This is a genomic window from Pseudofulvimonas gallinarii (genome assembly GCF_004343305.1).
Classification (GTDB): domain Bacteria; phylum Pseudomonadota; class Gammaproteobacteria; order Xanthomonadales; family UBA2363; genus Pseudofulvimonas; species Pseudofulvimonas gallinarii.
Genome location: NZ_SMAF01000001.1, coordinates 259,999 through 281,686, shown reverse-complemented (window position 1 = coordinate 281,686; position 21,688 = coordinate 259,999). Strand labels below are relative to the sequence as shown.

Annotated in this window: 18 protein-coding genes; 11 read left to right on the top strand and 7 right to left on the bottom strand. The window is 68.2% G+C overall.

What is annotated here, in order from left to right:
• Nucleotides 1-275: 275 nt before the first annotated feature.
• Nucleotides 276-2,156 (bottom strand): S8 family peptidase, encoded by a 1,881-nt coding sequence (locus tag EDC25_RS01365; RefSeq protein ID WP_205984899.1) that lies wholly within the window; start codon nucleotides 2,154-2,156, stop codon nucleotides 276-278.
• Nucleotides 2,157-2,573: 417 nt separating this feature from the next.
• Here EDC25_RS01365 and EDC25_RS01360 point away from each other — a divergent pair, with 417 nt between their 5' ends.
• A complete protein-coding gene (locus EDC25_RS01360) occupies nucleotides 2,574-5,384 on the top strand; it encodes a tetratricopeptide repeat protein (RefSeq protein WP_164483957.1) in 2,811 nt (936 codons plus the stop codon).
• Here EDC25_RS01360 and EDC25_RS01355 read toward each other — a convergent pair whose 3' ends face one another.
• Complete coding sequence (locus tag EDC25_RS01355; protein ID WP_123521320.1) at nucleotides 5,385-5,591, bottom strand: DUF2061 domain-containing protein; 207 nt, start codon at nucleotides 5,589-5,591, stop codon at nucleotides 5,385-5,387.
• Between the two features lie 162 nt (nucleotides 5,592-5,753).
• Nucleotides 5,754-6,245 carry a C40 family peptidase gene (locus tag EDC25_RS01350; protein ID WP_164483956.1) on the bottom strand — a complete coding sequence of 164 codons (492 nt, stop codon included), beginning with the start codon at nucleotides 6,243-6,245 and terminating at the stop codon, nucleotides 5,754-5,756.
• A 160-nt stretch (nucleotides 6,246-6,405) separates the two neighbouring features.
• Between EDC25_RS01350 and EDC25_RS01345 the strand changes: the two genes are divergently transcribed.
• Together EDC25_RS01345 and EDC25_RS01340 are read left to right on the top strand one after the other, a co-directional pair.
• Complete coding sequence (locus tag EDC25_RS01345; RefSeq protein WP_123521319.1) at nucleotides 6,406-6,888, top strand: FKBP-type peptidyl-prolyl cis-trans isomerase; 483 nt, start codon at nucleotides 6,406-6,408, stop codon at nucleotides 6,886-6,888.
• 26 nt (nucleotides 6,889-6,914) lie between these two features.
• On the top strand, nucleotides 6,915-8,171 hold the full coding sequence (locus EDC25_RS01340) for an NAD(P)/FAD-dependent oxidoreductase (protein WP_123521318.1): 1,257 nt from the start codon (nucleotides 6,915-6,917) through the stop codon (nucleotides 8,169-8,171).
• Nucleotides 8,172-8,240: 69 nt separating this feature from the next.
• Here the strand turns inward: EDC25_RS01340 and EDC25_RS01335 are convergent, their stop codons facing one another.
• Nucleotides 8,241-8,636, bottom strand: a complete 396-nt coding sequence (locus EDC25_RS01335) for a DoxX family protein (RefSeq protein WP_123521317.1) — start codon at nucleotides 8,634-8,636, stop codon at nucleotides 8,241-8,243.
• 325 nt (nucleotides 8,637-8,961) lie between these two features.
• On the opposite strand from EDC25_RS01335, the gene gorA reads away from it, so the two are divergent.
• Nucleotides 8,962-10,308 carry a glutathione-disulfide reductase gene (gene gorA, locus EDC25_RS01330; protein WP_123521347.1) on the top strand — a complete coding sequence of 449 codons (1,347 nt, stop codon included), beginning with the start codon at nucleotides 8,962-8,964 and terminating at the stop codon, nucleotides 10,306-10,308.
• 97 nt (nucleotides 10,309-10,405) lie between these two features.
• Nucleotides 10,406-11,890: a transglycosylase SLT domain-containing protein gene (locus EDC25_RS01325; RefSeq protein WP_240639603.1), complete on the top strand. Its 1,485-nt coding sequence runs from the start codon at nucleotides 10,406-10,408 to the stop codon at nucleotides 11,888-11,890.
• Nucleotides 11,891-11,962: 72 nt separating this feature from the next.
• Here the strand turns inward: EDC25_RS01325 and asd are convergent, their stop codons facing one another.
• Nucleotides 11,963-12,820 carry an archaetidylserine decarboxylase gene (gene asd / locus EDC25_RS01320; RefSeq protein WP_377599461.1) on the bottom strand — a complete coding sequence of 286 codons (858 nt, stop codon included), beginning with the start codon at nucleotides 12,818-12,820 and terminating at the stop codon, nucleotides 11,963-11,965.
• Nucleotides 12,820-13,467 (bottom strand): SCO family protein, encoded by a 648-nt coding sequence (locus EDC25_RS01315; protein WP_164483955.1) that lies wholly within the window; start codon nucleotides 13,465-13,467, stop codon nucleotides 12,820-12,822. Before EDC25_RS01315 ends, asd begins: the two co-directional genes overlap by 1 nt.
• A 136-nt stretch (nucleotides 13,468-13,603) precedes the next feature.
• Between EDC25_RS01315 and EDC25_RS01310 the strand changes: the two genes are divergently transcribed.
• The 5 genes from EDC25_RS01310 (at nucleotide 13,604) to EDC25_RS01290 (ending at nucleotide 18,178) form a co-directional block, all read left to right on the top strand.
• Entirely contained in the window at nucleotides 13,604-15,880 is a 2,277-nt protein-coding gene (locus EDC25_RS01310; RefSeq protein WP_123521314.1) for a thiamine pyrophosphate-dependent enzyme, read from the top strand.
• A 144-nt stretch (nucleotides 15,881-16,024) separates the two neighbouring features.
• Nucleotides 16,025-16,444, top strand: coding sequence for a DUF1801 domain-containing protein (locus EDC25_RS01305; RefSeq protein WP_123521313.1), 420 nt, complete (start codon nucleotides 16,025-16,027; stop codon nucleotides 16,442-16,444).
• Nucleotides 16,437-16,745, top strand: a complete 309-nt coding sequence (locus EDC25_RS01300) for a hypothetical protein (RefSeq protein WP_123521312.1) — start codon at nucleotides 16,437-16,439, stop codon at nucleotides 16,743-16,745. Before EDC25_RS01305 ends, EDC25_RS01300 begins: the two co-directional genes overlap by 8 nt.
• A 21-nt stretch (nucleotides 16,746-16,766) precedes the next feature.
• Nucleotides 16,767-17,579 carry a hypothetical protein gene (locus EDC25_RS01295; protein WP_123521311.1) on the top strand — a complete coding sequence of 271 codons (813 nt, stop codon included), beginning with the start codon at nucleotides 16,767-16,769 and terminating at the stop codon, nucleotides 17,577-17,579.
• Between the two features lie 116 nt (nucleotides 17,580-17,695).
• Nucleotides 17,696-18,178 carry a YajQ family cyclic di-GMP-binding protein gene (locus EDC25_RS01290; RefSeq protein ID WP_123521310.1) on the top strand — a complete coding sequence of 161 codons (483 nt, stop codon included), beginning with the start codon at nucleotides 17,696-17,698 and terminating at the stop codon, nucleotides 18,176-18,178.
• Nucleotides 18,179-18,285: 107 nt separating this feature from the next.
• Here the strand turns inward: EDC25_RS01290 and EDC25_RS01285 are convergent, their stop codons facing one another.
• The gene (locus EDC25_RS01285) at nucleotides 18,286-20,121 is read right to left on the bottom strand and encodes a monovalent cation:proton antiporter-2 (CPA2) family protein (RefSeq protein ID WP_123521309.1); all 1,836 of its coding nucleotides are present in this window, start codon (nucleotides 20,119-20,121) and stop codon (nucleotides 18,286-18,288) included.
• Between the two features lie 119 nt (nucleotides 20,122-20,240).
• Between EDC25_RS01285 and EDC25_RS01280 the strand changes: the two genes are divergently transcribed.
• The gene (locus tag EDC25_RS01280; RefSeq protein ID WP_123521308.1) at nucleotides 20,241-21,611 is read left to right on the top strand and encodes a formimidoylglutamate deiminase; all 1,371 of its coding nucleotides are present in this window, start codon (nucleotides 20,241-20,243) and stop codon (nucleotides 21,609-21,611) included.
• The last annotated feature ends 77 nt before the right edge of the window (nucleotides 21,612-21,688 follow it).

The following is a 21,688-nucleotide window of genomic DNA, read 5'->3' as shown; positions in this document are numbered from 1 at the left end:
GGGCACGAATCCAATCACGCAATGACGAAAATCCTGAAACTGGCCTGGAGACAGCAGGTTGGGGCGCACGGCGCGGGGTCGATGCAGCCGCTGGCCCTGCCGCACGCCGGCCTGATGCACAGAAGGGGGCGTGCTTCCTCCGCCGGCCGGGCGGGGCGGATGGGGCACTGCCGCTGCGAAAGACCCGATGTACCCGTGCCCGTCGTACGCCGGCAGCCGTCAGACGAAAAAAAGCCCCGGCATTGCCGGGGCTGAAATGCGCAATCGTTCTGTGATTACGGGGTCTGCATGTAGAACGTGTAGCTGCCGCTGCCCGAGTAGGACCGGATCCGCCAGTAGTAGTAGCCGGCAGCGCCGTTGTAGTTGATCGACTCGGTGCTGCTGGCCGACGCCGAGTTGGCGACGCGGGTCCAGGCCGAACCGTTCCAGCGATACAGCTCCAGGTCGAAGTCCGCCGTTGACGGACCGGTCAGCCAGCCCCGCTGCGCGCCGGCGACACTCTGGTAGTAGTTGCCGTTCGGCTGGATCACCGCCTGTCCGCTGCCACTGAGCGAGCCGGTGAACGACGTGCAGTTGGCACCCGAGCAGGGTGCCGATCCGCCGCCACCGCCACCGGCCTGGTAGCTGCCCACCAGCTGCGCGCCGGAGTAGCTGCTGTAGCCGCGAACGAGGACGTGGTAGGTGCCGCTCTGGGCGCTGCTGAAGTTGCAGGTCTCGTTGTTGCCGCTCAGGTACGGACGGCAGTCGTAGCTGCTGGTGGTCGGCGCGCTGCCGAATCGGACATACAGGTCGGCGTCGCCGCTGCCGCCGCTCATCGCGAACGACAGGTTGGTGGCACCCGACGGAACCTGCAGCGTGTAGCGACGCTCGGAGCTCGCCGCACCGGACAGGCCGGTCACCGGGACGCCGTTCTGCAGCTGGCCGGTGGGCGGTTCCGGCTCCGGCTCCGGACCACCACCACCGCCGCCGAACAGGGAATACAGCAACCGGTTGGGCGAGCCGCTGCCCGCACTGGTGACCTTGTTCGGCGTGGCGTTGTTGATCACGGCCGTGGTCACCTGGCTGGGTGTCGCACTGGGGTTGTTCGCCAGGTAGAGGGCGGCGACGCCGGCGACATGCGGCGAAGCCATCGATGTGCCGCTGATCGTGTTGGTCGAGGTATTGCTCGAGTGCCAGGCGGCAGTGATCGACGAACCCGGGGCGAAGATGTCGAGGCAGTTGCCATAGTTCGAGAACGACGAGCGCGCATCGGTGTTCGTCGTCGAACCGACGGTGATGGCGACTGCGGCGCGTGCCGGCGAGTAGTTGCAGGCATTCGAGTTGTCGTTGCCGGCAGCGACGACGACGGTGACGCCGGCGTTGTGCATGCGCTGCACCGCCTGGTCGGTTGCCGTGGAGGCACCGCCACCCAGGCTCATGTTGGCGACGGCCGGCTTGACGTGGTTGTTGGCCACCCAGTCCATGCCGGCGATCACGCCGGAGTTCGTGCCGGAGCCATCGCAGCCGAGCACTCGGACGGGATGCAGGCGGGCCGACTTGGCGACGCCGTAGGTCGCGCCGGCCGCGGTGCTGGCGACGTGCGTGCCGTGGCCATTGCAGTCTTCGGTGCCGCGGCCGTCATTGATCGCCGTGTAGCCGGCACCGACGCGGCCGCCGAAGTCGTTGTGGGTGGAGCGGATGCCGGTATCGACCACGTAGATGCGCACGTTCGACGCCGTGGTGTCGTACTGGTACTGCTGGTTCAGCGGCAGGTTGCGCTGGTCGATGCGGTCCAGACCCCAGGTGGCGCCACTCTGCACGGCGCTGGCATGAACCCAGCCGTCCTCTTCGATGTAGGCCACGCGCTCATCGGCCAGCAGCTGTGCAAGCGCCTTGTCGTTCGCCGTCACGACGAAGCCGGGCAGGACCTTGCTGTAGCTCATTTCCACCTTGGCGCCGTAGGAGCGGGCCAGCTGGGCGGCGACAGTGGCGATCTCGGGCTTGTTGGAGCGCTCGTCGGCGAAGCGGGCGGCGTCTTCCTTCAGGACGACGATATAGCGCCCTTCGATGGCATTCTCGCTGAACACCAGTTTGTCGGCGTCGGCGGCGTGCGAGCTCGTTGCGTACAGGCTGGCCGTACCAAGCATGGCCGCCAGCAGCGTCTTGCGGTGGTTCATTGCATTCTCCCGATGGCATGTTCGCGTAGGGCCGGACCTGGCACTGGCGTGAACACACACATCCTCAGTTGGTGAAATGGAAACTCCAGTTGCCCGATCATCCATGCAGTCCTTCCGGGGAAGGCTGGGCGCTCCCTGGGCTGGGGCGACCCGTTGATATAGGCGCGCGCGGACGGATGACGCCACGGGTTCGACCTCAAATTTTTCTCAAATCGCGTTTGAGTGTGCGAGTCATCACGAAGATCGCGCCTTTTCCCGGCCTGCCGGAAGCGGGTAGGTCTGTTGTTCCCGGTTGCTGCAATGCAAAAGCCAATCCTTGGTGATCTTCCCTACGATGCGATTCGTCGTAGGAGTACATTGCCAACGCCCGTCAACACCCTTACGCTCAGGCACTGTTGCCCGCCGGACCGGCCGTCCATGACTTGCGATCTGCAGATGCCGTGGCCCGCCACGGCCAAGCAATTGCGCGTCGGTGATATCCGCCTTGACCTGCGGTATCGCCGCGTCGAGCGCGATGGGGAATGCATCGAACTGCCGCAGCGCATGTTCGATCTGCTGCTGCTGTTCGTTGCCGAACCCCACCACCTGCATGGACGCGCGGACCTGTTCCGCCGCATCTGGCCGGGCGTGATCGTCGAGGACGGCAATCTTTCGCAGAGTGTCTGGATGCTGCGCAAGGCGCTGGGAGAATCCCGGCGCGGCTGGCTGCGCACCGTTTCAAAGCGCGGATACGTCTTCGAGCCGCCGTGTGCGGTGGAGCCGGTTGCCGAAGAAGAATGTATTCCTTCCGTGGCGTCGGCGGCAGAAGGGGTACCGGGCGGCGAACCCGCCACGTCCACGAGGCCGGAGTCGCTGTCGTCGACAGGGCGTTCGGCGACGCGCTCCGTGGGCCGTCGCCGCGGCACAGGGTTCGCTGCCGCGGCAGCACTGGTTCTTGCGGTGACCGCCCTGGTGTCGCTCGGCAGCCGCCTGGCGGCGCCCTCGTCACCGCTGGCGGTGTCGTTGATCGTGCTCGCGGATCCGGCCGACGGCACGGGCGCCGTGCCGGCCGGACTGCTGGAAGCCTGGCTGTCATGGCAGTTGACCATGTTGCCCGACATCCAGCTGCTTTCGTCCGCACATCTGGCCGCCGACCGGGACAAGCAGGAAGGCACGCGTCTGGTCACGTTGTCGGCCGGCCCGGTCGATGCCGGGCCGCATCATCTTTACGTGCAGGCTTCGATCCAGGGCGGGCAGGCCGTCCGCGCCGAAGGGCCGGTCGGGCAGATGGCATTCCTCGTCGACCAGGTGGCGGGGCAGGTCCGCGACCTGCTGGTACCGGAGCGCGCCGGCCAGTCCTGGCCGGCACTGGCGGTGTCCGCCGAGGTCGCCGAACGTTTCCTGGGCTTGCGGCGTACAAGGATGGCCAGGCAGTGGGCACAGGCCTCGGAAATCGGCAACGCCCTGCTGCAGGACGCGCCCGATTTCGGACTGGCGTGGTACGAGATCGCCCAGGTGGAGCAGATGCTGGGCCGGACGCAGCCGGCGCAGGCTGCGCTGGACCGGACGCGGGCGCTGCTGTCGCCGCTGCCCAAGGACATCGGCTGGCTGATCGAGGCGCAGTGGCTCGCGCTTGGAACCGACCACGACGCGGCCGTTGTCGCATTCTCCGAGCTGGCGCGCGCGTATCCGCACCAGCCCTATTTTTCACTGGAGCTGGCCCGCGCCTATATCCGTGCCGGCCAGTACAGGGAGGCGCTGGCGATCCTCACGCCGGATGTCTGGACACGGCAGCCCGTTTCGGTGCGCATCAGCCAGCTGCTGGTGCGCGCGGACGCCGAGCAGGCGATGGGGGACGGCGCGGCCGCCCGGATCAGCGCCCTGCAGGCCGATGCCATCGCCGAGCGCGCCGGCTGGCCGCATGAGCGGGGCTGGGCGACGCTGCTGCTCGCGCAGTCGCATGCCCTGGAGCAGCGCGATCCGACCGACATGTCACTGTTCGACCAGGCCGCCGCCTATTTCGAGCTGGCAGGGGACGAACTGCATGCGCTGCGCTCACGGCTGCTGGCGGCGACCTTCTCCGCGGACGGCGGTCCCGGAAGCGATGAACAGCTCGACCTGCTGCTGGCGCGCGCCAATGACGTCGGTCATCCCCGACTGGCCATGCACGCCCTCAGGACCGTTGCCTACCGCCACTACCGGGATGGTCGGCTGGAGGCCTACCGGCGCCGCCTCGGCGAGGCCGAGGACCTCGCGCGGTCGACCGAGGACCAGCACGCGCTGGCCTTGTTCGAGGTGGACCGCGTCAACGAGGACATCATGAGCGGCGACCTGCGTCGTGCCGGTCGCCGCCTGGACCGGGTGCGTCGGGCGGGCGGCATGCAGGGCGATGCCGGGCAGTGGCTGGACTATTTCGACGCCTACCTGGCCTACCGGGAAGGGCGCTTCGATGATGCCCTGCGCCGCCTCGAGGCCCTTGGCGGGTCGGACGTCGTGGCGGCCGTGCCTGCCGATCTTCAGCATTGCCTGCGCGGCGCCGTGGCCATTACGCGCGGCGATCCGAAACAGGCGCGGGAGGACTACGGACGCTGCGCCGCATCGCCTGTTCCGATAGTCAGGCTGGTCGGTGAGACGGGCCTGGCGCAGGTCGATGTGCAGGACGGCGAGTTCGACGCCGCGCGGGTACGCCTTGGCTCCGTGCTCGAGCGCGTACCCGGGCTGGACAGCGTCCCGGACCGCTGGCTGGTCGAGTGCGAGGCGGCTGGCGCGCTGCTCCGGGCCGGTGACCACGACGGGGCCGCGAGGCTGTACAGGGCACTGGTCGCTTCACTCGACGGGTCCGGGTACCGCCTGCTGGAAAGCGATGCGCTGATCGGCATGGCCGAACTTGCGGTCCTCGATGGCGACTGGGACGGGGCGGGGCGCTACATCGCCGAGGCGGAAGCGAAACGGCAGGCCAGCGACTGGCTGCTCGACTCCAGGCTGGCGCTGGTGCGCGTGGTCCATGCCGAGGCGGTCGGGGAGCACAACGCCGCGGCCGGCCACCTGCACCGGCTGGATCGCCAGGCGCGCCGCCTCGGTGACGACATCGTCCTCGATGTGGGCCATGACCTTTTCCATGCCCTGGCTGTTGACCATGAGTGCGCCGGAGAGCGGGGCGAAGCGGTTGTCGCGGACGCTGGCCGCACACCGCACTGGCTCCTGACGGCGTTGCCGTTGCGGCTCGCGGACGCCGTGCCCGGCGGCTGATCAGACCGCCCTGGCGGCATCGTCGCTGCCGCCGGCGGGACCGCTCCAGCGCATCCACGCGCGCTCGTGCAGGTAGTAGGCGACGGTGTTGCAGGCCGGTTCGACCAGCGCCAGTGCGCCACCCACCACGAGGCTGCCGGTCAACGCCCAGCCCACCAGCAGGGCGACGTGGAAGTGGACCAGGGCGAATGTGAGTGTCTTGCGCATGGCGTGATGATACCGATTCAGGAATGAGAATCAATATCATCCATGCCTGCCACGGCATGATTTGTTCTGATTCTCCTTATCGACAGTGTCTATGGCCGCCACGCTGGCAAGGCCGACCCGCACGCTGCCGCCCGCGCACGTTTGGGTTGAATCGCGCTGATCTCAGCGCAACAGCCGCCTTCCCAGGCGCAGCCGCTCCTGCCAGTAGCCCGCATCAAGGCGATCCAGCCGCACCGTGCCGCCGCTGGATGGCGCGTGGACGAAGCGCCCTTCGCCGACATAGATGCCGGCGTGCGACGGCGTCCGCCCATCCACGGCGAAAAACACCAGGTCGCCGCTGACCAGGTCGCGGCGTGCGACCTCCGGCCACGGACCCTCGGCGAGCGCGCGCACGGTGCGCGGGAGCGCCACGCCGGCGCCTTCGCGATAGACATAGCCGATCAGCCCGCTGCAGTCGAAGCCGCCCGACGGCGTATTGCCGCCGTAGCGGTACGGGGTTCCGACCAGCCCGATTGCCTGGATGGTGATGCTCTCCGCCAGATTGCTGGCCACCGGCGACAGCGGTGGCGCCTTGCCCGGTCGATGCGCGCAGGCGGTCGTCAGAAGGGCAACGAGAGTGGCCATCGCCAGGGCGACGACGCGGCGGGGCTTCATGGTTTCCAGGCGAAGACGGGGCTCATGCCTACAAGACTCGCCGCGCGCGCGCGTTGCGGTCAACCGTCCAGCGCATGAATGACGGGACGCCAGGGTGTCCAGGCGTGCCCCCGGCGCGGCAGGGGCGTTACCATTGCCCTCTTTCTTCGAGGATCGTTACATGCAGGTTGCCAAGGATTGCGTCGTCCGCTTCCACTACACGCTGAAAGCCGTCGACGGCACGCTGATCGAAAGCTCCGAAGGCGCCCAGCCGCTGGCGATCCTCTGGGGACATGGCGGCCTGATCGCCGGTGTCGAACGGGCGCTCGAAGGTCGCAGTGCCGGTGACAGCGTGGAGGTCACGGTGTCGCCGGAAGATGGATACGGTGAACGCCGCGACGACCTGTTCCAGCGCCTGCCTAAGAAGTACTTCCGCAATCCCGACAAGCTGCGCCCGGGCATGGTCACCGAGATCCGCACCGAACGCGGCCCGCGCGTTGTCACCGTCGTGAAGACCGGGATGACGGTGATCGATGTCGACGGCAACCACCCGCTGGCGGGCCAGACGCTGCAGTTCGCGCTGCAGGTCGTGGATGTCCGTGAAGCGACGGCAGAGGAGATCGACCACGGTCACGTCCACGGCGATGGTGGTCACCACCACTGATCCTGGCGTGGCCCGTCGAGGCTGCCGTGACCGACAATCGCCATGATGTCCTGATCGTCGGCGCCGGCGTGATCGGCCTGGCCTGCGCGTGGTCGTTGCTGCGCGCCGGCCGGCAGGTCACGGTGGTCGATGCGCGCCACGTCGCCGCCGGCGCATCGCATGGCAATTGCGGCACGATCACGCCATCGCATGCGCCGCCGCTGCCGATGCCGGGCATGCCGATGCAGGTGCTGCGCTGGATGCTGCGCAAGGACGCGCCGTTCCACGTCAGCCCGCGCTGGGATCCGGCGCTGTACGGCTGGATGATGCGCGCGCTGCGTCGCTGCAACAGGCAAGACTTCGAGCAGACCGCCGTCATCCGCGCCGAGCTGCTCAAGGCCTCGCGTGAGCTGCTGGCGCAGTGGGTCGAGCGTGACAGGCTGGACTGCGAGTTCGAACAGACCGGCACGATCTACGCCTTCATCGACAAGGCCGGGTTCGACGGTTACCGCTGGCACCAGCAGATGCTGGCGGGCCTGGACATCGAGTGCCGCCGCCTGGACGGCGATGCACTGCGATCGCTCGAGCCGGCACTGAACGACCGCGCTGTCGGCGGTTACCTGCATCCCGGTGACGCACACCTGCGTCCGGAACGCTACACCGCCGAGCTTGCCCGTTGCGTGCGCGCTGCCGGCGGCAGCATTGTCGAGGGCACGCAGGTGGCATCGCTGCTGCGCGCCAATGGTCGCGTCGGCGGCATCGTCCTGGAAGACGGTCGCAGCTGGCGGGCGGAGTCGGTGCTGCTGGCCGCGGGCAGCTGGTCGCCGGAACTGGTGCAGCCGCTCGACCTGCGCCTGCCGGTACAGCCCGGCAAGGGCTACTCGATCACCTACGAACGTCCGGCGCTCGCGCCGGCGATTCCGCTGGTGCTGAAGGAACGGAGCGTCTGCGTCACCGCATGGTCCAGCGGTTTCCGGCTCGGCAGCACCATGGAGTTCGCGGGTTATGACAGCAGTCTCAACAGCGTTCGACTGGGCGCGTTGACCCGTGCCGCGCATGAATACCTGCGCGAGCCCGAAGGCCCGGTGCAGCGCGAGCAGTGGTGCGGATGGCGGCCGATGACCCCGGACGACCTGCCGGTCATCGGTCCGGTCAGCCGGCATCCCGGCCTCTGGATCGCCACCGGCCATGGCATGCTCGGCGTGACCCTGTCGGCGGTCACGGGCGAACTGGTCGCGGCGCAGATGACAGGTCGCGTTCCGCCCTGGAACGCGCGGCCGCTGTCGCCGGACCGCTTCAACTAGAGCACCCCTTGCCGCATTGACGTCGTCGCCCATGGATCGGGCGGCAGGCGGCAGCGATGGCGGCCGCCGTCAGCCCCGCTTTGATCCGGCCTGGCGATAGTGCAGGCCGACGCACGCCAGCACGCAGACCAGCAGCACGCTGTATTCCATGCCGTTGCGGCCGAGGCCGACCACGAACCAGCCGGCGGGCAGGTGGACCAGGAACAGGCCGGCGAGATAGATGGCGATGAAGCCGAGCGTCAGCGGGAAAATCCGCCAGCCGACCGCCAGCAGCAGTGAACCGGCGATCTCGTACAGCGTCACGCCCCAGGCGATCCCCGGGCCGACCATGAAGCCGAGTCCATCCAGCCAGGCGCCGAAAGGTGCCACCGCATCGTTGAGCAGCCGCGCCCAGCCGTGTGCGGCGATCAGGCCGGCCAGTGCGAGCCTGAGCAGGGCCCACAGTGTTCCATCCGATACCGTCATCGACCGGCTCCTCCCGCCCGCTGGTTGGGCGCGTGCCCGGTTGCACCGCCTGCCACGCTTGCAGGGCCGCCTTCGCGGCGCGCCCAGTATAGACATCCCCGACCGCTGAGCTGCACGGGTCGGTGCGTCGCTACGCGGCCAATCCTTGCGCCTCGGAAACGCGTCCGTGCCTGTCTGGACCCGCTGGGCTGGCCATCGCGGTTCTTCGTGCTTCCCGCGACACCGAAACGGCATCTGGGCATGGGGCCTGCACGCCGGGGCGGAACCCTCATGGACGGGCGGGGTTAGGATGTCGCTTGCCAATCATGACTGTCCGCGGAATCCGATGACTGATCAGTACGACCTGGCCGTCCTGGGCGGCGGCTCCGGCGGCCTTGCGGCGGCACAGCAGGCGGCCCGGCTCGGCGCCAAAGTGGTCCTGTTCGAACCGGGGCGCCTGGGCGGAACCTGCGTCCATGTCGGCTGCGTGCCGAAGAAAGCCCTGTGGCTGGCGGCCGATCTTGCGCACCAGGTGGAGCTGGCGCGCGGAATCGGTTTCAACGTCAGCGCGGGTGCGCTCGACTGGCCGGCCTTTGTTGCGCGACGACAGGCGTACATCGATCGTGCCGAGGCCGGTTACGCCCAGCGGCTGGTCGACCTCGGCATCCGCGTGGTGCGCGAACGCGCACGCCTTGGAAGCGACAATACCGTGAGTTCACACGGCGTCACGGTGCAGGCGACGCACCGGTTGATCGCCACTGGCGGTCGGCCCGCGCGCGTCGATGTGCCGGGCTTCGAATACGGTGCCGTGTCGGACGATGTCTTCGGCCTCGATCGGCTGCCGCGGCGGATCGCCATCGTGGGTGGGGGCTACATCGCCGTCGAAATGGCCGGCCTGCTGCATGGACTGGGGGCGGAGGTCACCCTGTTCGTGCGCGGCGACCAGGTGCTGGGCCACTTCGATGCGGATTTGGCGGAGGCGCTGGCTGGATCCATGCGGGCCCGCGGCATCGTCGTCCATACCCGCAGCGCGGTTGACGCCGTCGAACGCCGGGATGGTGGGGTCCTGCTTCGCACCTCGGGCGAACGCGTTCATCGCGCCGACTGGCTGCTGTGGGCCATCGGGCGCGTTCCGAACAGCGAAGACCTGGGCCTTGAAGACATCGGCGTCAGTCTGGACGCGCGTGGCCACGTCATCATCGATCCGTATCAGTGCACCAGCGTGCCCGGCGTATTCGCGGTGGGCGACGTCGCCACGCAGCCGGCGCTGACGCCGGTGGCGATCGCGGCCGCGCGGCGGCTGGTGGAGCGGCTGTTCAGCGACGCCGACGTCCCGCCGCTGGACCTGGCGAACGTGCCGACCGTGGTGTTCGCGCAACCGCCGCTGGCGACTTGCGGACTCACCGAGGCCCAGGCGCGCGCGTCCTGGGGCGATGACGTCCAGGTCCATCACGCGCGCTTCCGGCCCATGCGCGAGGCACTCGCTGGCGACGCGCAGACGATGTTCATCAAGCTGGTGTGTGTCGGCGCGGAAGAGCGGGTCGTCGGACTGCACGTTCACGGGCCCGGCGCCGACGAGATCCTGCAGGGCTTCGCGGTGGCGCTTCGCCTCGGTGCACGCCGCCGTGATTTCAACGAGACCCTCGCCATCCACCCGACCGCCGCCGAGGAAGTCGTGCTCGCCGGGCGCTGATGCGCGGTGGCGTGGCGACGCGTTTCGCCGGCGTTCGTTGTGGCGACCGTGACGCTCCTGTAACGTCGCGCCCTGGTTTTCCCGATTGAACATGCCCATGCGCCGCACCTCCCTGTCGCTGATGCTGTCCCTGGTCCTGTCCGGTTGTGCCACCGTCGGTGGCGGCACGGGTCCAGGCGATGCCAATGGCAACGGCAATGGCGACCGAGAGACGGCGGCGTTGTACAACCGCCTGAACGAGGCGGTGCAGCGTTTCGCCGCCGGCACCGAGGCGATGGTCGCCGGCGATGCGGAAGGGCAGAAGGAACGTGACGCCGCCCTGGAGTCGCTGCGCGTCGATGCCGAGCGCTGCCTGCAGGTACGTGCCTGCGAGGCCAGTCGTTTCGTCGCCGCCTACGACGCGCTGATCCGGAACTCGGCGATGACGCCGCTGCCGGAAGACCGGCCCAGCGCCGATCCTGCCCAGATCGAAGCCGACGCCCTGTCGCCGGTGCTGGCCGACCTGCCGGAGGCGCAGCGCACGATCACGCTGCTGCGCGGCCGCGACCTGGCCGAGGTGATCGAGTTGAACGAGCCGGTCAAGGCGGCCATCAACGAATGGCTGACCTGGTTGCGTCCCAACCTGGTCGAGGCCTACGAGAACTACCAGTACATGCGCTACATGATGTGGCCGCAGTACGAACAGGCCGGACTGCCCGAGGCGCTGCTGTTCGCCATCATGGCGCGCGAATCCCAGGGCAAGGTGCACGCGGTATCACGGTCCGGCGCGGCCGGTCCGTTGCAGTTCATGCCGGCCACCGGCCAGCGCTTCGGCCTCGGTCGTCGTCCCGTCGACGGCTTCGACACGCGCTTCGACCCGCGGGAAGCGACGCGCGCGCAGGTCGCCTATCTCAACGAACAGTTCGACCGCCTCAACAACAACCTGGAACTGGTCGTCGCCGCCTACAACGGTGGCGAAGGACGCCTGCAGCGCCTCTCCGGTGGTGGCCAGAAGAGCCTCTGGGATCCCGCGGTCTTCGGCGCGCTGCCTCAGGAAACACAGATCTACGTGCCGATGGTGCTGGCGGCCGCCTACCTGTTCCTGCATCCGGAACAGTACGGGCTGGAATTCCCGCGCCTGGACACGCGGCCGGCGGTGGTCCGGCTGGAAAAGGCCGCGTCGATCAATGAACTCACCGTCTGCCTCGGCCATGCCGGCGGCAACCGGGTGGGCTGGTTCCGTGCCCTGCGCAACCTCAATCCGCAGTACGACAACGCGCGGGTGCTGCCGGCGGGCACGCAGCTTGAAGTGCCTGCGCTGCTGGTCGATGCCTACCATCGCCAGTGCGTCGATGGTCCGCTGGTTGCGCTCGCTTCCGAGCTGAATACCGCGCGCATGCCGGTCAGCGCGCCTTCGCCGGCGCGCCAGGTGATGTCCGGCAGTGCGCCGTCCTCCGGGCGCGTGCATACCGTCCGCAGCGGCGAGACGCTGTATGCCATCGCCCGGCGCTACAGCTGCTCGATGCAGGGACTGGCCGCCCAGAACGGGATTCGCGGACCGAACTACCCGATCCGTCCGGGGCAGAAGATCCGCCTTTGCTGAGGGCCGGCCGGCGCCAGGCCGGCCTGGTCCGTCAGGGCCGTCGGTGCCGCCCCGCGGCGCCCGGCGTGAGGTTCAGGTCGGCAGGATCGTACCCAGGCGCTCACCAACCTTGACCGACTGCCCGGGGTCGAATGCATCCAGGGCGACGCGATCGCGCGCGAACAGGACGATGGCGGTGGAGCCCATGTGGAATCGGCCGGCCTCGTCGAACCGGTCCAGCCGGATCGCCGGCTGCCGGTCGCGATAGTCCTTGCGTTCCGGCTTGCCGTCCGCGTGCTCGGTTTCCATGCCGCCCCACACGGTTTCGATGCCGGCGACGAGCATGGCGCCCACCAGGATAAGGGCCATCGGGCCGGCCGGTGAGTCGAAGTGGCAGATCAGCCGTTCATTGCGCGCGAACAGGCGCTGCACGCCACCAACCGTGACCGGGGCGACGCTGTACAGCCGGCCCGGAACATACAGTGTTTCAAGCAGGCGCCCGGCCACCGGCATGTGCACGCGATGGTAGTTGCGCGGCTGCAGGTACACGGTCGCGAAGCTGCCATCGACGAAGTCGGCGACGCGCGAGTCGTCGCCGAGCAGTTCGCGCAATGAGAAGCTGCGGCCCTTGGCCTGGAAGATGCGGTCCGATTCGATCCGGCCGACGGCGCTGATGCGACCGTCGGCGGGCAGCAACACGGCCGCCGGATCGGGGTCGGGCATGCGCGCACCCGGTTTCAGCGCCCGCGCGAAGAAGGCGTCGAAACTCTCGTAGTGGTTCGGATCGGCGCTTTCCGCCTCGTCCAGGTCGATGCGGAAACGCTTCGCGAAGCGGCGGATCTGCCAGTTCTTCACCGGCCGCCAGCGGATGCGGGTGAGGTGCAGCGCGAGGCGCGTCAGCGCCTTGTGCGGCAGCGAATGCTGCAGCAGCAGATAGAGACGTCGGAGTATCAAGGGTCAATCGTCCGGTTTGCCGCCTGGAGCACCTGCAGGTCGCCGATGATGGCCTGCGCGTCGAGCGGCGCGCGGAACAGCGCGTGCAGGCGTGCGTCGGGACCGACGACGGCCAGCTGCGTACTGTGGTCCACCGTATAGTCGTCTTCGCCCGTCGGCGTCGTCATGTAGATCATGCCGAGCTGGCGGGTAAACGGGCCGAGCTGGTCATGGCCGGCGGTCGCCGCGACGATGCGCTCGCTGAAGAAGCGTGCGTAGCCGGTCAGCGCGTCGGCGTCGTCGCGCTCCGGATCCACGGACACGAAATACAGCGTCGGTATCGGCCCGGCCTCCTGCGGCCAGGCCTTCTCGATGTCGCGGTAGACCGCCAGCGTCTGCGGACAGGCATCCGGACAGCGCGTGAATCCGATGAATACCAGGCTCCAATGGCCGCGCCAGTCGGCCAGGGACAGGGTGCCGCCGGTGCTGCGGTCGAGCTGGAAACCGGCGAGCTGGCGCGGTTCGGGAAAGACCACCGCGGCACGGGTCGGCAGCGCGTCCGGGCCCGCGGCAGGCGAGAAATGGCGCTGGCCGAGGTAGAGGCCGAGCGCGCCGGCCAGGGCCGCCGCGGCGATCAGCCAGGGCAGGGAGCGGGAGAGATTCATGGCGCGCAGTATAGGGGAGGGCGATGGCGGACCGGCTCCCCGGCGCTGGCCCCGGCGTGAATCCGCGCCGGCAGTGCCGGCAACGCCATGGTCGCGACGGCTACAATGCGCGCCTTCGATTGTCCCGGTGCCCTCCATGTCCAGCTCGGCCACTGCCATTCCCGCGCGCATGCGCGGCCTCAATCGCGCGGAAATCTGCGACCAGAACTTCATCGAATTCGTCAACGGCCATCCCGCCGCGAGCGCGCCGGCGCCGGACGCTGACGCGCCGGTGCTGCCGGGCAGCAGTCTGACGGTTTCCGCGTTCCTGGAACTGTTCGAGTCGCAGCTGATCTCGCGGCACCTGGACCTGATGGCGCGCGTGCTCCGGGTGCAGAACAAGGTCTTCTACACCATCGGCAGCTCCGGCCATGAAGGCAATGCCATGGTGGCGCGGCTGACGCGCCATACCGACCCGGCGTTCCTGCACTACCGCAGCGGCGGATTCATGGCCGAGCGTTTCCGCAAGCTGCCGGGCATGGATCCGGTGATGGATTCGGCGTTGAGCTTCGCCGCCAGCGCCGAGGATCCCGCGTCCGGTGGCCGCCACAAGGTCTGGGGCAGCAAACCTTTGTGGGTCTTGCCGCAGACCTCGACAATCGCCTCGCACCTGCCCAAGGCGCTGGGCACGGCGGTGGCCATCGAGCAGGCGCGCCGCCTGAGGCGGCCGCTGCCGGTGCCGGGTGACAGCATCGCCATCTGTTCGTTCGGCGATGCGTCCGCCAATCATGCGACCGCGCAGACGGCGTTCAACGCCGCGCAGTGGACGGCCTACCAGAAGCTGCCGGCGCCGGTGCTGTTCGTCTGCGAGGACAACGGCATCGGCATCTCGGTCAAGACGCCGCCGGGCTGGATCGGCGAGCGCTTCCGTGCCTGTCGCGACCTCGACTATTTCTTCGCCGACGGCCTCGACCTTGCGCGCGGTTACGGCCAGGTCGCCGCGGCGGTGGAGCATTGCCGGCGCACGCGGCGCCCGACATTCCTGCATCTGCAGACGACCCGCATCATGGGCCATGCCGGCACGGACTTCGAGATCGAATGGCGCAGCATCGAGGAACTGGTCGCCGTCGAGCGCACCGATCCGCTGCTGCGCTCGGCCGGCATCGCGCTGGAAGCCGGCCTGTTCACCCCGGATTCGCTGCTGGCGTTCTACGAATCGATCCGCACGCGCTGCTTCGCTGCCGCCGAGGAAGCCGATCGCCGCCCCAAGATCACGACACTGGCCGAAGTGGTGCGTCCGTTGGCGCCGTACACGCCCGACGCCGTGCAGGCCGAAGCGGGCCGCGCCGATTTCGGCGAGCGCCGCCTGGCCGTGTTCGGAAGCGAGGCCAGGCTGCCGGAAAACCAGCCCCCGCGACATCTTGCGGTCCAGATCAACCAGGGCCTGCACGACCTGTTCTGCAAGTACGACGACACCTTGCTGTTCGGCGAGGACGTGGCCCAGAAGGGCGGCGTGTACACGGTCACCAAGGGCTTGCACAAGGCGTTCGGCAGTGGCCGTGTCTTCAACACCCTGCTCGACGAGACGATGATCCTGGGCCTGGCGCAGGGTTACGCCAACATGGGCCTGCTGCCGATCCCGGAGATCCAGTACCTGGCGTACTTCCACAACGCCTGCGACCAGATCCGCGGCGAGGCGGCGTCGCTGCAGTTCTTCAGCAACGACCAGTACCGCAACCCGATGCTGGTGCGCATCGCCGGCCTGGGCTACCAGCGCGGTTTCGGTGGGCACTTCCACAACGACAACTCGTTTGCCGCGCTGCGCGACATCCCGGGCCTGGTGATCGGTTGCCCCAGCCGCGGCGATGACGCGGCGATGATGCTGCGCACGCTGGCGGCGTTGGCGAGGGTGGACGGTCGCGTCAGCATCTTCCTCGAGCCGATCGCGCTCTACATGACCAAGGACCTGTACGAAGCGGGCGACGGCGGCTGGCTGTTCCCGTACCCGACGCCGGACCAGGCGCTGGTACTGGGCGAGCCGCGCATCTATGAGCCGGAAGCGACGGATCTTCTGATCGTTTCCTATGGCAACGGCATCCCGATGTCGCTGCGCGCGGCGAAGCGACTGGCCGACACGCAGGGCGCGAAAGTGCGTGTCCTCGACCTGCGCTGGCTGCAGCCGCTCAACGCGGAGGCGATCGCCGCGCATGCGCGCGACTGTGCACGCGTGCTCATTGTCGATGAAGGCCGTCGCAGCGCATCGGTGGGCGAAGGCGTGATGACGGCGCTGGTCGAGGCCGGGCTCGGCGGCAAGCCGATCGCGCGCGTGGTCGGCGCGGATACCTACACGCCGCTGGCAGGCGCCGCCTTCCTGGTGCTGCCTTCCGACGAGGACGTGTTCGCCGCCGCCGGGCGGCTGCTGGCGACGGATTGACCGTCACGGCAGCGTGCGGATACCGCGTCCGCACGCTTCGCCGGCGACACGCGGTGGGCGCCTGGACGCATCCGGCGCACGCCGTGTCGTGACGGCACCATTCCGTCACAACCGGGACGGCACGCGCGGGATAGAATTTCCGCCATGAGGGATGGAAGCGAAGGACCGCACCTGACGGCGCAGGATACGACCGCTGCAGTCGAGGCTTTCATGGCCCGCCTGGAGCATCCGTTGAAGGGCGCTATCGAACGCCTGCGCGCGGTCATACTCGGTAGTGATCCCTCCATCGCGGAAGGGGTGAAATGGAACGCGCCCAGCTTCCGGACCCGGGACTACTTCGCGACCCTGCACCTTCGCGGCAAGGGCGTCGGCGTCGTCCTGCATTGCGGGGTGAAGTCGAAGCCACCTGCGCAGCGGCTGGCCGTGCAGGACGAGACGCGCATGCTCGACTGGCTGGCCCTGGACCGTGCGATGGTCCGTTTCGCCGACGAGATGGATGTCGACAACAGGCGTGCACCGTTCCAGTGCGTGCTTCGCAGTTGGGTTGCCCGGATCCATGCGTGAATCGAAGGTGGGACCTCGCGCCGGCGCCGGCGTCCGTGGATTGGTGCTGCTTGCCGCGATGGGCGGATGGGCGGCATCCGCGCAGACCGCCGACGGACTTCACCACTCGGCGATCGTCCCGGGCGGGGGCACGGTGACTCAGGGTGATACGCGGCTGCATTACACGATCGGCGAGCCGGTTTCCGGCGTCGTCGAAACCGGCCGGTGGCGCCTCATCGCTGGTTTCCAGGCGCTGTTTCCCGCCGTTGTCGGCGACAGCGACGTCATTTTCACCGACGGTTTCGATGCCGCCGGCCCGTAATCCGCTGGAGTGTTGTCGACCATGATCCGTATCTTTTTCGCCCTGGTCATCGCCTCGCTTGCGTTGCCGCTCGCCGCGCAGTCGCCCGAAGCCGTGCAATTGCCGGACTTCAGCTACCAGGGACGCATCGAACGCGATGGCCAGCGCTTCGATGGCACCGCCGACCTGGCCTTCACGCTGTGGGATGCCGCGACGGGCGGCAACCAGATCGGCAGTGCCATTGTCGAGAACGACTATCCGGTGGTCGACGGGCTTTTCACGGTGCAGCTCGCCTTTCCGGGCGCGTTCGCCGGCGATCAGCGCTGGCTGCAGGTGTCCATCGACGGCACGGTCATGCCGCGCCAGGCCATCGCCACCGCACCGGTTGCCCAGTACGCCATGAGCACGCCCGCCGCGCCGCCGGCCGCGCTGGGGCAGCAGGCGGTGACGGTGACGGGAACGGGGCAGCTGTCCCTGCCGCCCGGCACCGGCTATACGCTGGTCCCGGGCCTGACACAGACCATCAACGTGCCGGCCAATGCCTCGGTGTACATCAGCACCGATGGTGGTGCCCAGCACACGGCGACAGGCACGACCTACTCGGCGGTCGATATCGCCGTCTTCGTCGACGGCGTGCAGAGCACCGCCGGCGGCAACCGTCGGCTGATCCTGTCGAACACGCCGGCGGTGGCTCAGGTCGTGGGCAACTGGAGCATGGGTTTCGCGCGCCAGCTTGCGCCCGGCAACCACACCATCCAGGTGCGTGCCGCCAACCCGTCCGGTTTCGCGGTCAACGTGAGTGGCAACGATCCGCTGGTGCGCGGGCAGCTGACAGTGCTGGTGATCAAGCATTGAACCGCGCGTGACGGGCGGCGCCGGACTGTTTTCCGGATGCCTGGATCGCGCCCGCGAACGGCGCGATGGCGTGCCGGGATAGAATCGGCTTTTTACACGATCCTCCGGGAGTTGCCATGCCTTCCTTCGATGTCGTTTCGGAAGTCGACAAGCACGAGTTGACGAATGCCGTTGACCAGGCGAACCGCGAACTCACCACGCGTTTCGATTTCCGCAATACCGATGCCCGCTTCGAGCTGGTCGAGTCGGTGATCACGCTGCATGCGCCCAGCGAGTTCCAGCTGCAGCAGATGCTGGACATCCTGCGGGCACGCATGGTGGCGCGGAAGATCGACATCCGTTGCCTGGAGGTGGCTGACCCGGACGTCAACCTCGGTGGTGCCCGCCAGAAGGTGACGGTGAAGCAGGGCATCGAGTCGGCCCAGGCCAAGACGCTCGTGCAGCTCATCAAGGGCGCCAAGCTCAAGGTTGAAGCGCAGATACAGGGCGACAAGCTGCGTGTCACCGGCAAGAAGCGTGACGACCTGCAGGCGGCGATCGCGCTGTTGCGTGGCAGCGACTTCGAGTTGCCGCTGCAGTACGAGAATTTCCGCGACTGACCGCTTGGCGGCCGAAGTCGATCCTGCGATGTCCTGACGGGCGCTTCAGGATGGCGTCGCTCCTGGCGCAGGAGCACCGCTGCAGGTCGTTGATGCGGCCGCGCCGATCAGTGACTGCGTTCCCCGGCACCATCGCCGGCGGTGACCGCGGCGGTTTCCGGACTCAGCGGTTTCGCGGTCCGCGTCGGCGTCGTCAATGGCGTGGGTCGGGGCGCATTGCCCAGCAGCAGGTCGCGGCCGGCACCGAAGCCGCCGGTACTTTCCAGTTCGAAGCGTTCGCTGTCGCGACGCCGGATGTCGGCGGCCACGGCGGCGGCCTCGTCCTCGGGCACGTCGAGTACGCGCAGGGCCATTTCGCCGAAGCGCAACGCCGACTCGAAGGTTTCCCGGATGAAGTGGTTTACACCCGCGGCCGCCAGGCGCAAGGCGTGTTCGCGGTCATAGGCTCTGACCAGCAAACGGGTCAGCGGGCATTCGCCGCGGACCAGTTCAACGATGCGATCCGCTGTCTTCGGATCGTCGACGCAGACCAGGATCGCGCGCGCGTGCGGCGCGCCGCTGGCATGGAGGACGTCCAGCCGCGTGCCATCGCCGTAGTACACCTTGAATCCGAATTCGGCGGCGCTTCGGATCATCTCGACATCGCTGTCGATGATGGTGATGTCGATGCCCCGAGCAAGCAGTGACTGGCTTGCGACCTGGCCGAATCGGCCGAAGCCGATGATCAGCACGGTGCCGTGCAGGTCGTCGGCCACGTCGACGCCGTCGAGCGAGGGCGTGCTGCTCGGCAGGATGTAGCGCAGTGCGATCAGTGCCAGCGGCGTCAGGCTCATCGACAGGATGACGACGGCGCTGAAGAAGGCATTGTCCTTGCCGTCGATCAGGCCGACTGCCGCCGCGGCCGAATACAGCACGAAGGCGAATTCGCCGCCCTGGGCCATCAGGGTGGCACGATGCAGTCCGGTGCCATGGCTGTCGCGGAACAGGCGGGCGACAACATAGATCCCTGCCGCCTTGAGCGCCATGTAGCCGGCGACGGCGATGGCGATCGCCCGCCAGTCGCTGGCGACCACCGACAGGTCGAGTGCCATGCCGACGCTCAGGAAGAACAGGCCGAGCAGCAGGCCCCGGAACGGCTCGATGTCGGCTTCGAGCTGGTGGCGGAAACTCGACTCCGACAGCAGCACGCCGGCGAGGAACGCACCCATCGCCATCGACAGCCCGCTCATCTGCATCAGCAGGGCCGTGCCCAGGACCACCAGCAGCGCGGCGGCGGTCATTACTTCGCGCGCGCCCGATGCGGCAAGGATGCGGAACAGTGGATTGAGCAGGTAGCGCCCGGTTACCAGCACCACGGCGATGGCGCCCAGGCCGATGGCTATGGCTAGCAGGCTGGATCCGTGCGCTTCGCCGGTCGCAGGTGCGAGGATCGCAACCAGTGCCAGCAGCGGCACGATCGCGAGGTCTTCCAGGAGCAGGATCGATACCGCCTTCTGTCCTCGCGTACTGGCCGTCTCCCCGCGTTCATCCAGCAGCTGCATGACGCTGGCGGTCGAGGACAGCACGAAACCCATCGCCGCGATGAAGGCGACCATCCACGGCAGGCCCGCAAGCACGCCGGCTGCGGTCAGGATCGCCCCACAACTGCCGACCTGGGCCAGCCCCAGCCCAAAGATCTGCGTGCGCAGGTTCCACAGCCTGGAAGGCTGCATTTCCAGGCCGATGACGAACAGGAACATCACCACGCCGAGCTCGGCGACGTGCAGGATCGACTGCGGATCGGTGAACAGCCCGAATCCGTAAGGACCGATCAGCAGCCCGGCGGCGAAATAGCCCAGCACCGAGCCCAGTCCAAGTCGGCGGAACACGGCAACAGCGATCACACCGGCACCGAGCAGGGAAACGACAGGCAGCAGGTCGAAGGCGTGTGACTCGGCGGACATCGGCGGTTTCCGGGACGACAGGGGCAGTCTGTGGCTTTTCTCGCGGCAGGCCAAGCCGGGCGCTGCCCGGGGGAATGCAGGCTGGCACGCGCTATCCTTCGCGCTGCCCAGGAGGACGTATGACCAACCGCATCACCGCAACCCATGTCTGGCTGCCGGAAGGCTGGCGGAATCGCCTGGCCATCAACCTCCTCGATGGGCGCACCCGGGCACTGGGCGACCTGGATGCGGCGGTTCCAGCGGCCGTGGAATGGCTGCTGCCGGGTGTTCCCAACCTGCATTCGCACGCATTCCAGCGCGCCATGGCCGGACATGCGGAGCGCCGCGGTGATCCTGCCGACAGCTTCTGGACCTGGCGGGAAACCATGTACGGCTTCGCCGGCCGGATGTCGCCCGAGGCACTGTTCGCCATCGCCAGCCAGCTCTACGTCGAAATGCTGGAAGCCGGCTACACCTGGGTCTGCGAGTTCCATTATGTCCACCACCAATCCGACGGCACGCCCTATGCGCCGGCGACGGCGATGTGCGATGCGCTGATCGAGGCGGCGCGATCGACCGGCATCGGCCTGACGCTGTTGCCGGTGCTGTATATGCGCGGTGGGTTTGACGGTCGCCCGCTGGCGCCACGGCAACGCCGCTTCGGACACGAAGTGGACGCCTACCTGGCGCTGCTGGCGGCATTGCAGGCGCGCGAGCACGACCGCCTGCGCATCGGCCTGGCGCTGCACAGCCTGCGTGCGGTGCCCCCGGATGCCATGGCCGCGGTGCTCGAATCCAGGCTGGCCACCGGTCGCCCGGTGCACATCCATATCGCCGAGCAGATCGGCGAGGTGCAGGACTGCCTGGCCGTCCGCGGCGCGCGACCGGTCGAGTGGCTGCTGGACAACGCACCGGTCGATGCGAACTGGTGCCTGGTACATGCGACGCATCTCACGCCAGCGGAAACGCGAGCCATCGCCGACAGTGGCGCCACCGTCGCGCTCTGCCCGACCACGGAAGCCAATCTCGGCGACGGCCTGTTCCCGCTGCGGGCGTATCTCGACCACGATGGTGCCTGGGGCATCGGTTCGGACAGCCACATCTCGGTGTCGCCGGTGGAGGAACTGCGCTGGCTGGAGTACGGGCAGCGCCTGGCGACGCATCATCGCAACATCGCAGCCGACGACGGACAGCCGAGCGTCGGCGAGACCCTTCTGGCCGGGGCGCTGCACGGCGGCCGCGCATGCGGCGCGCCGGTCGGGGTGATCGATGGCGCGGAAGGGACGTTCGCCGGGGCCATGGCGGACCTGGTGTCGCTGGACGGCAACGCGCCGCTGCTGGCCGGGCATGGCCGTGACAGCCTGATCGACGCCTGGCTGTTCGCCGGAAACCGCAATCTCGTGGACGCGGTCTGGGTGGGTGGCGAACGGGTCGTCAGCCGGGGCCGGCACCGCGACGCCGAGGCTGTCGCCGAACGCTATCGCCGCTGCCTTGCGGGGCTGTCGGGCTGATTGGGGCGGTTTCGCGCTTGGCGGCTGCGGCGTCCGCATACGCATGCCGGTCGCGTCGCAGCCTTGTGCGGGAACGG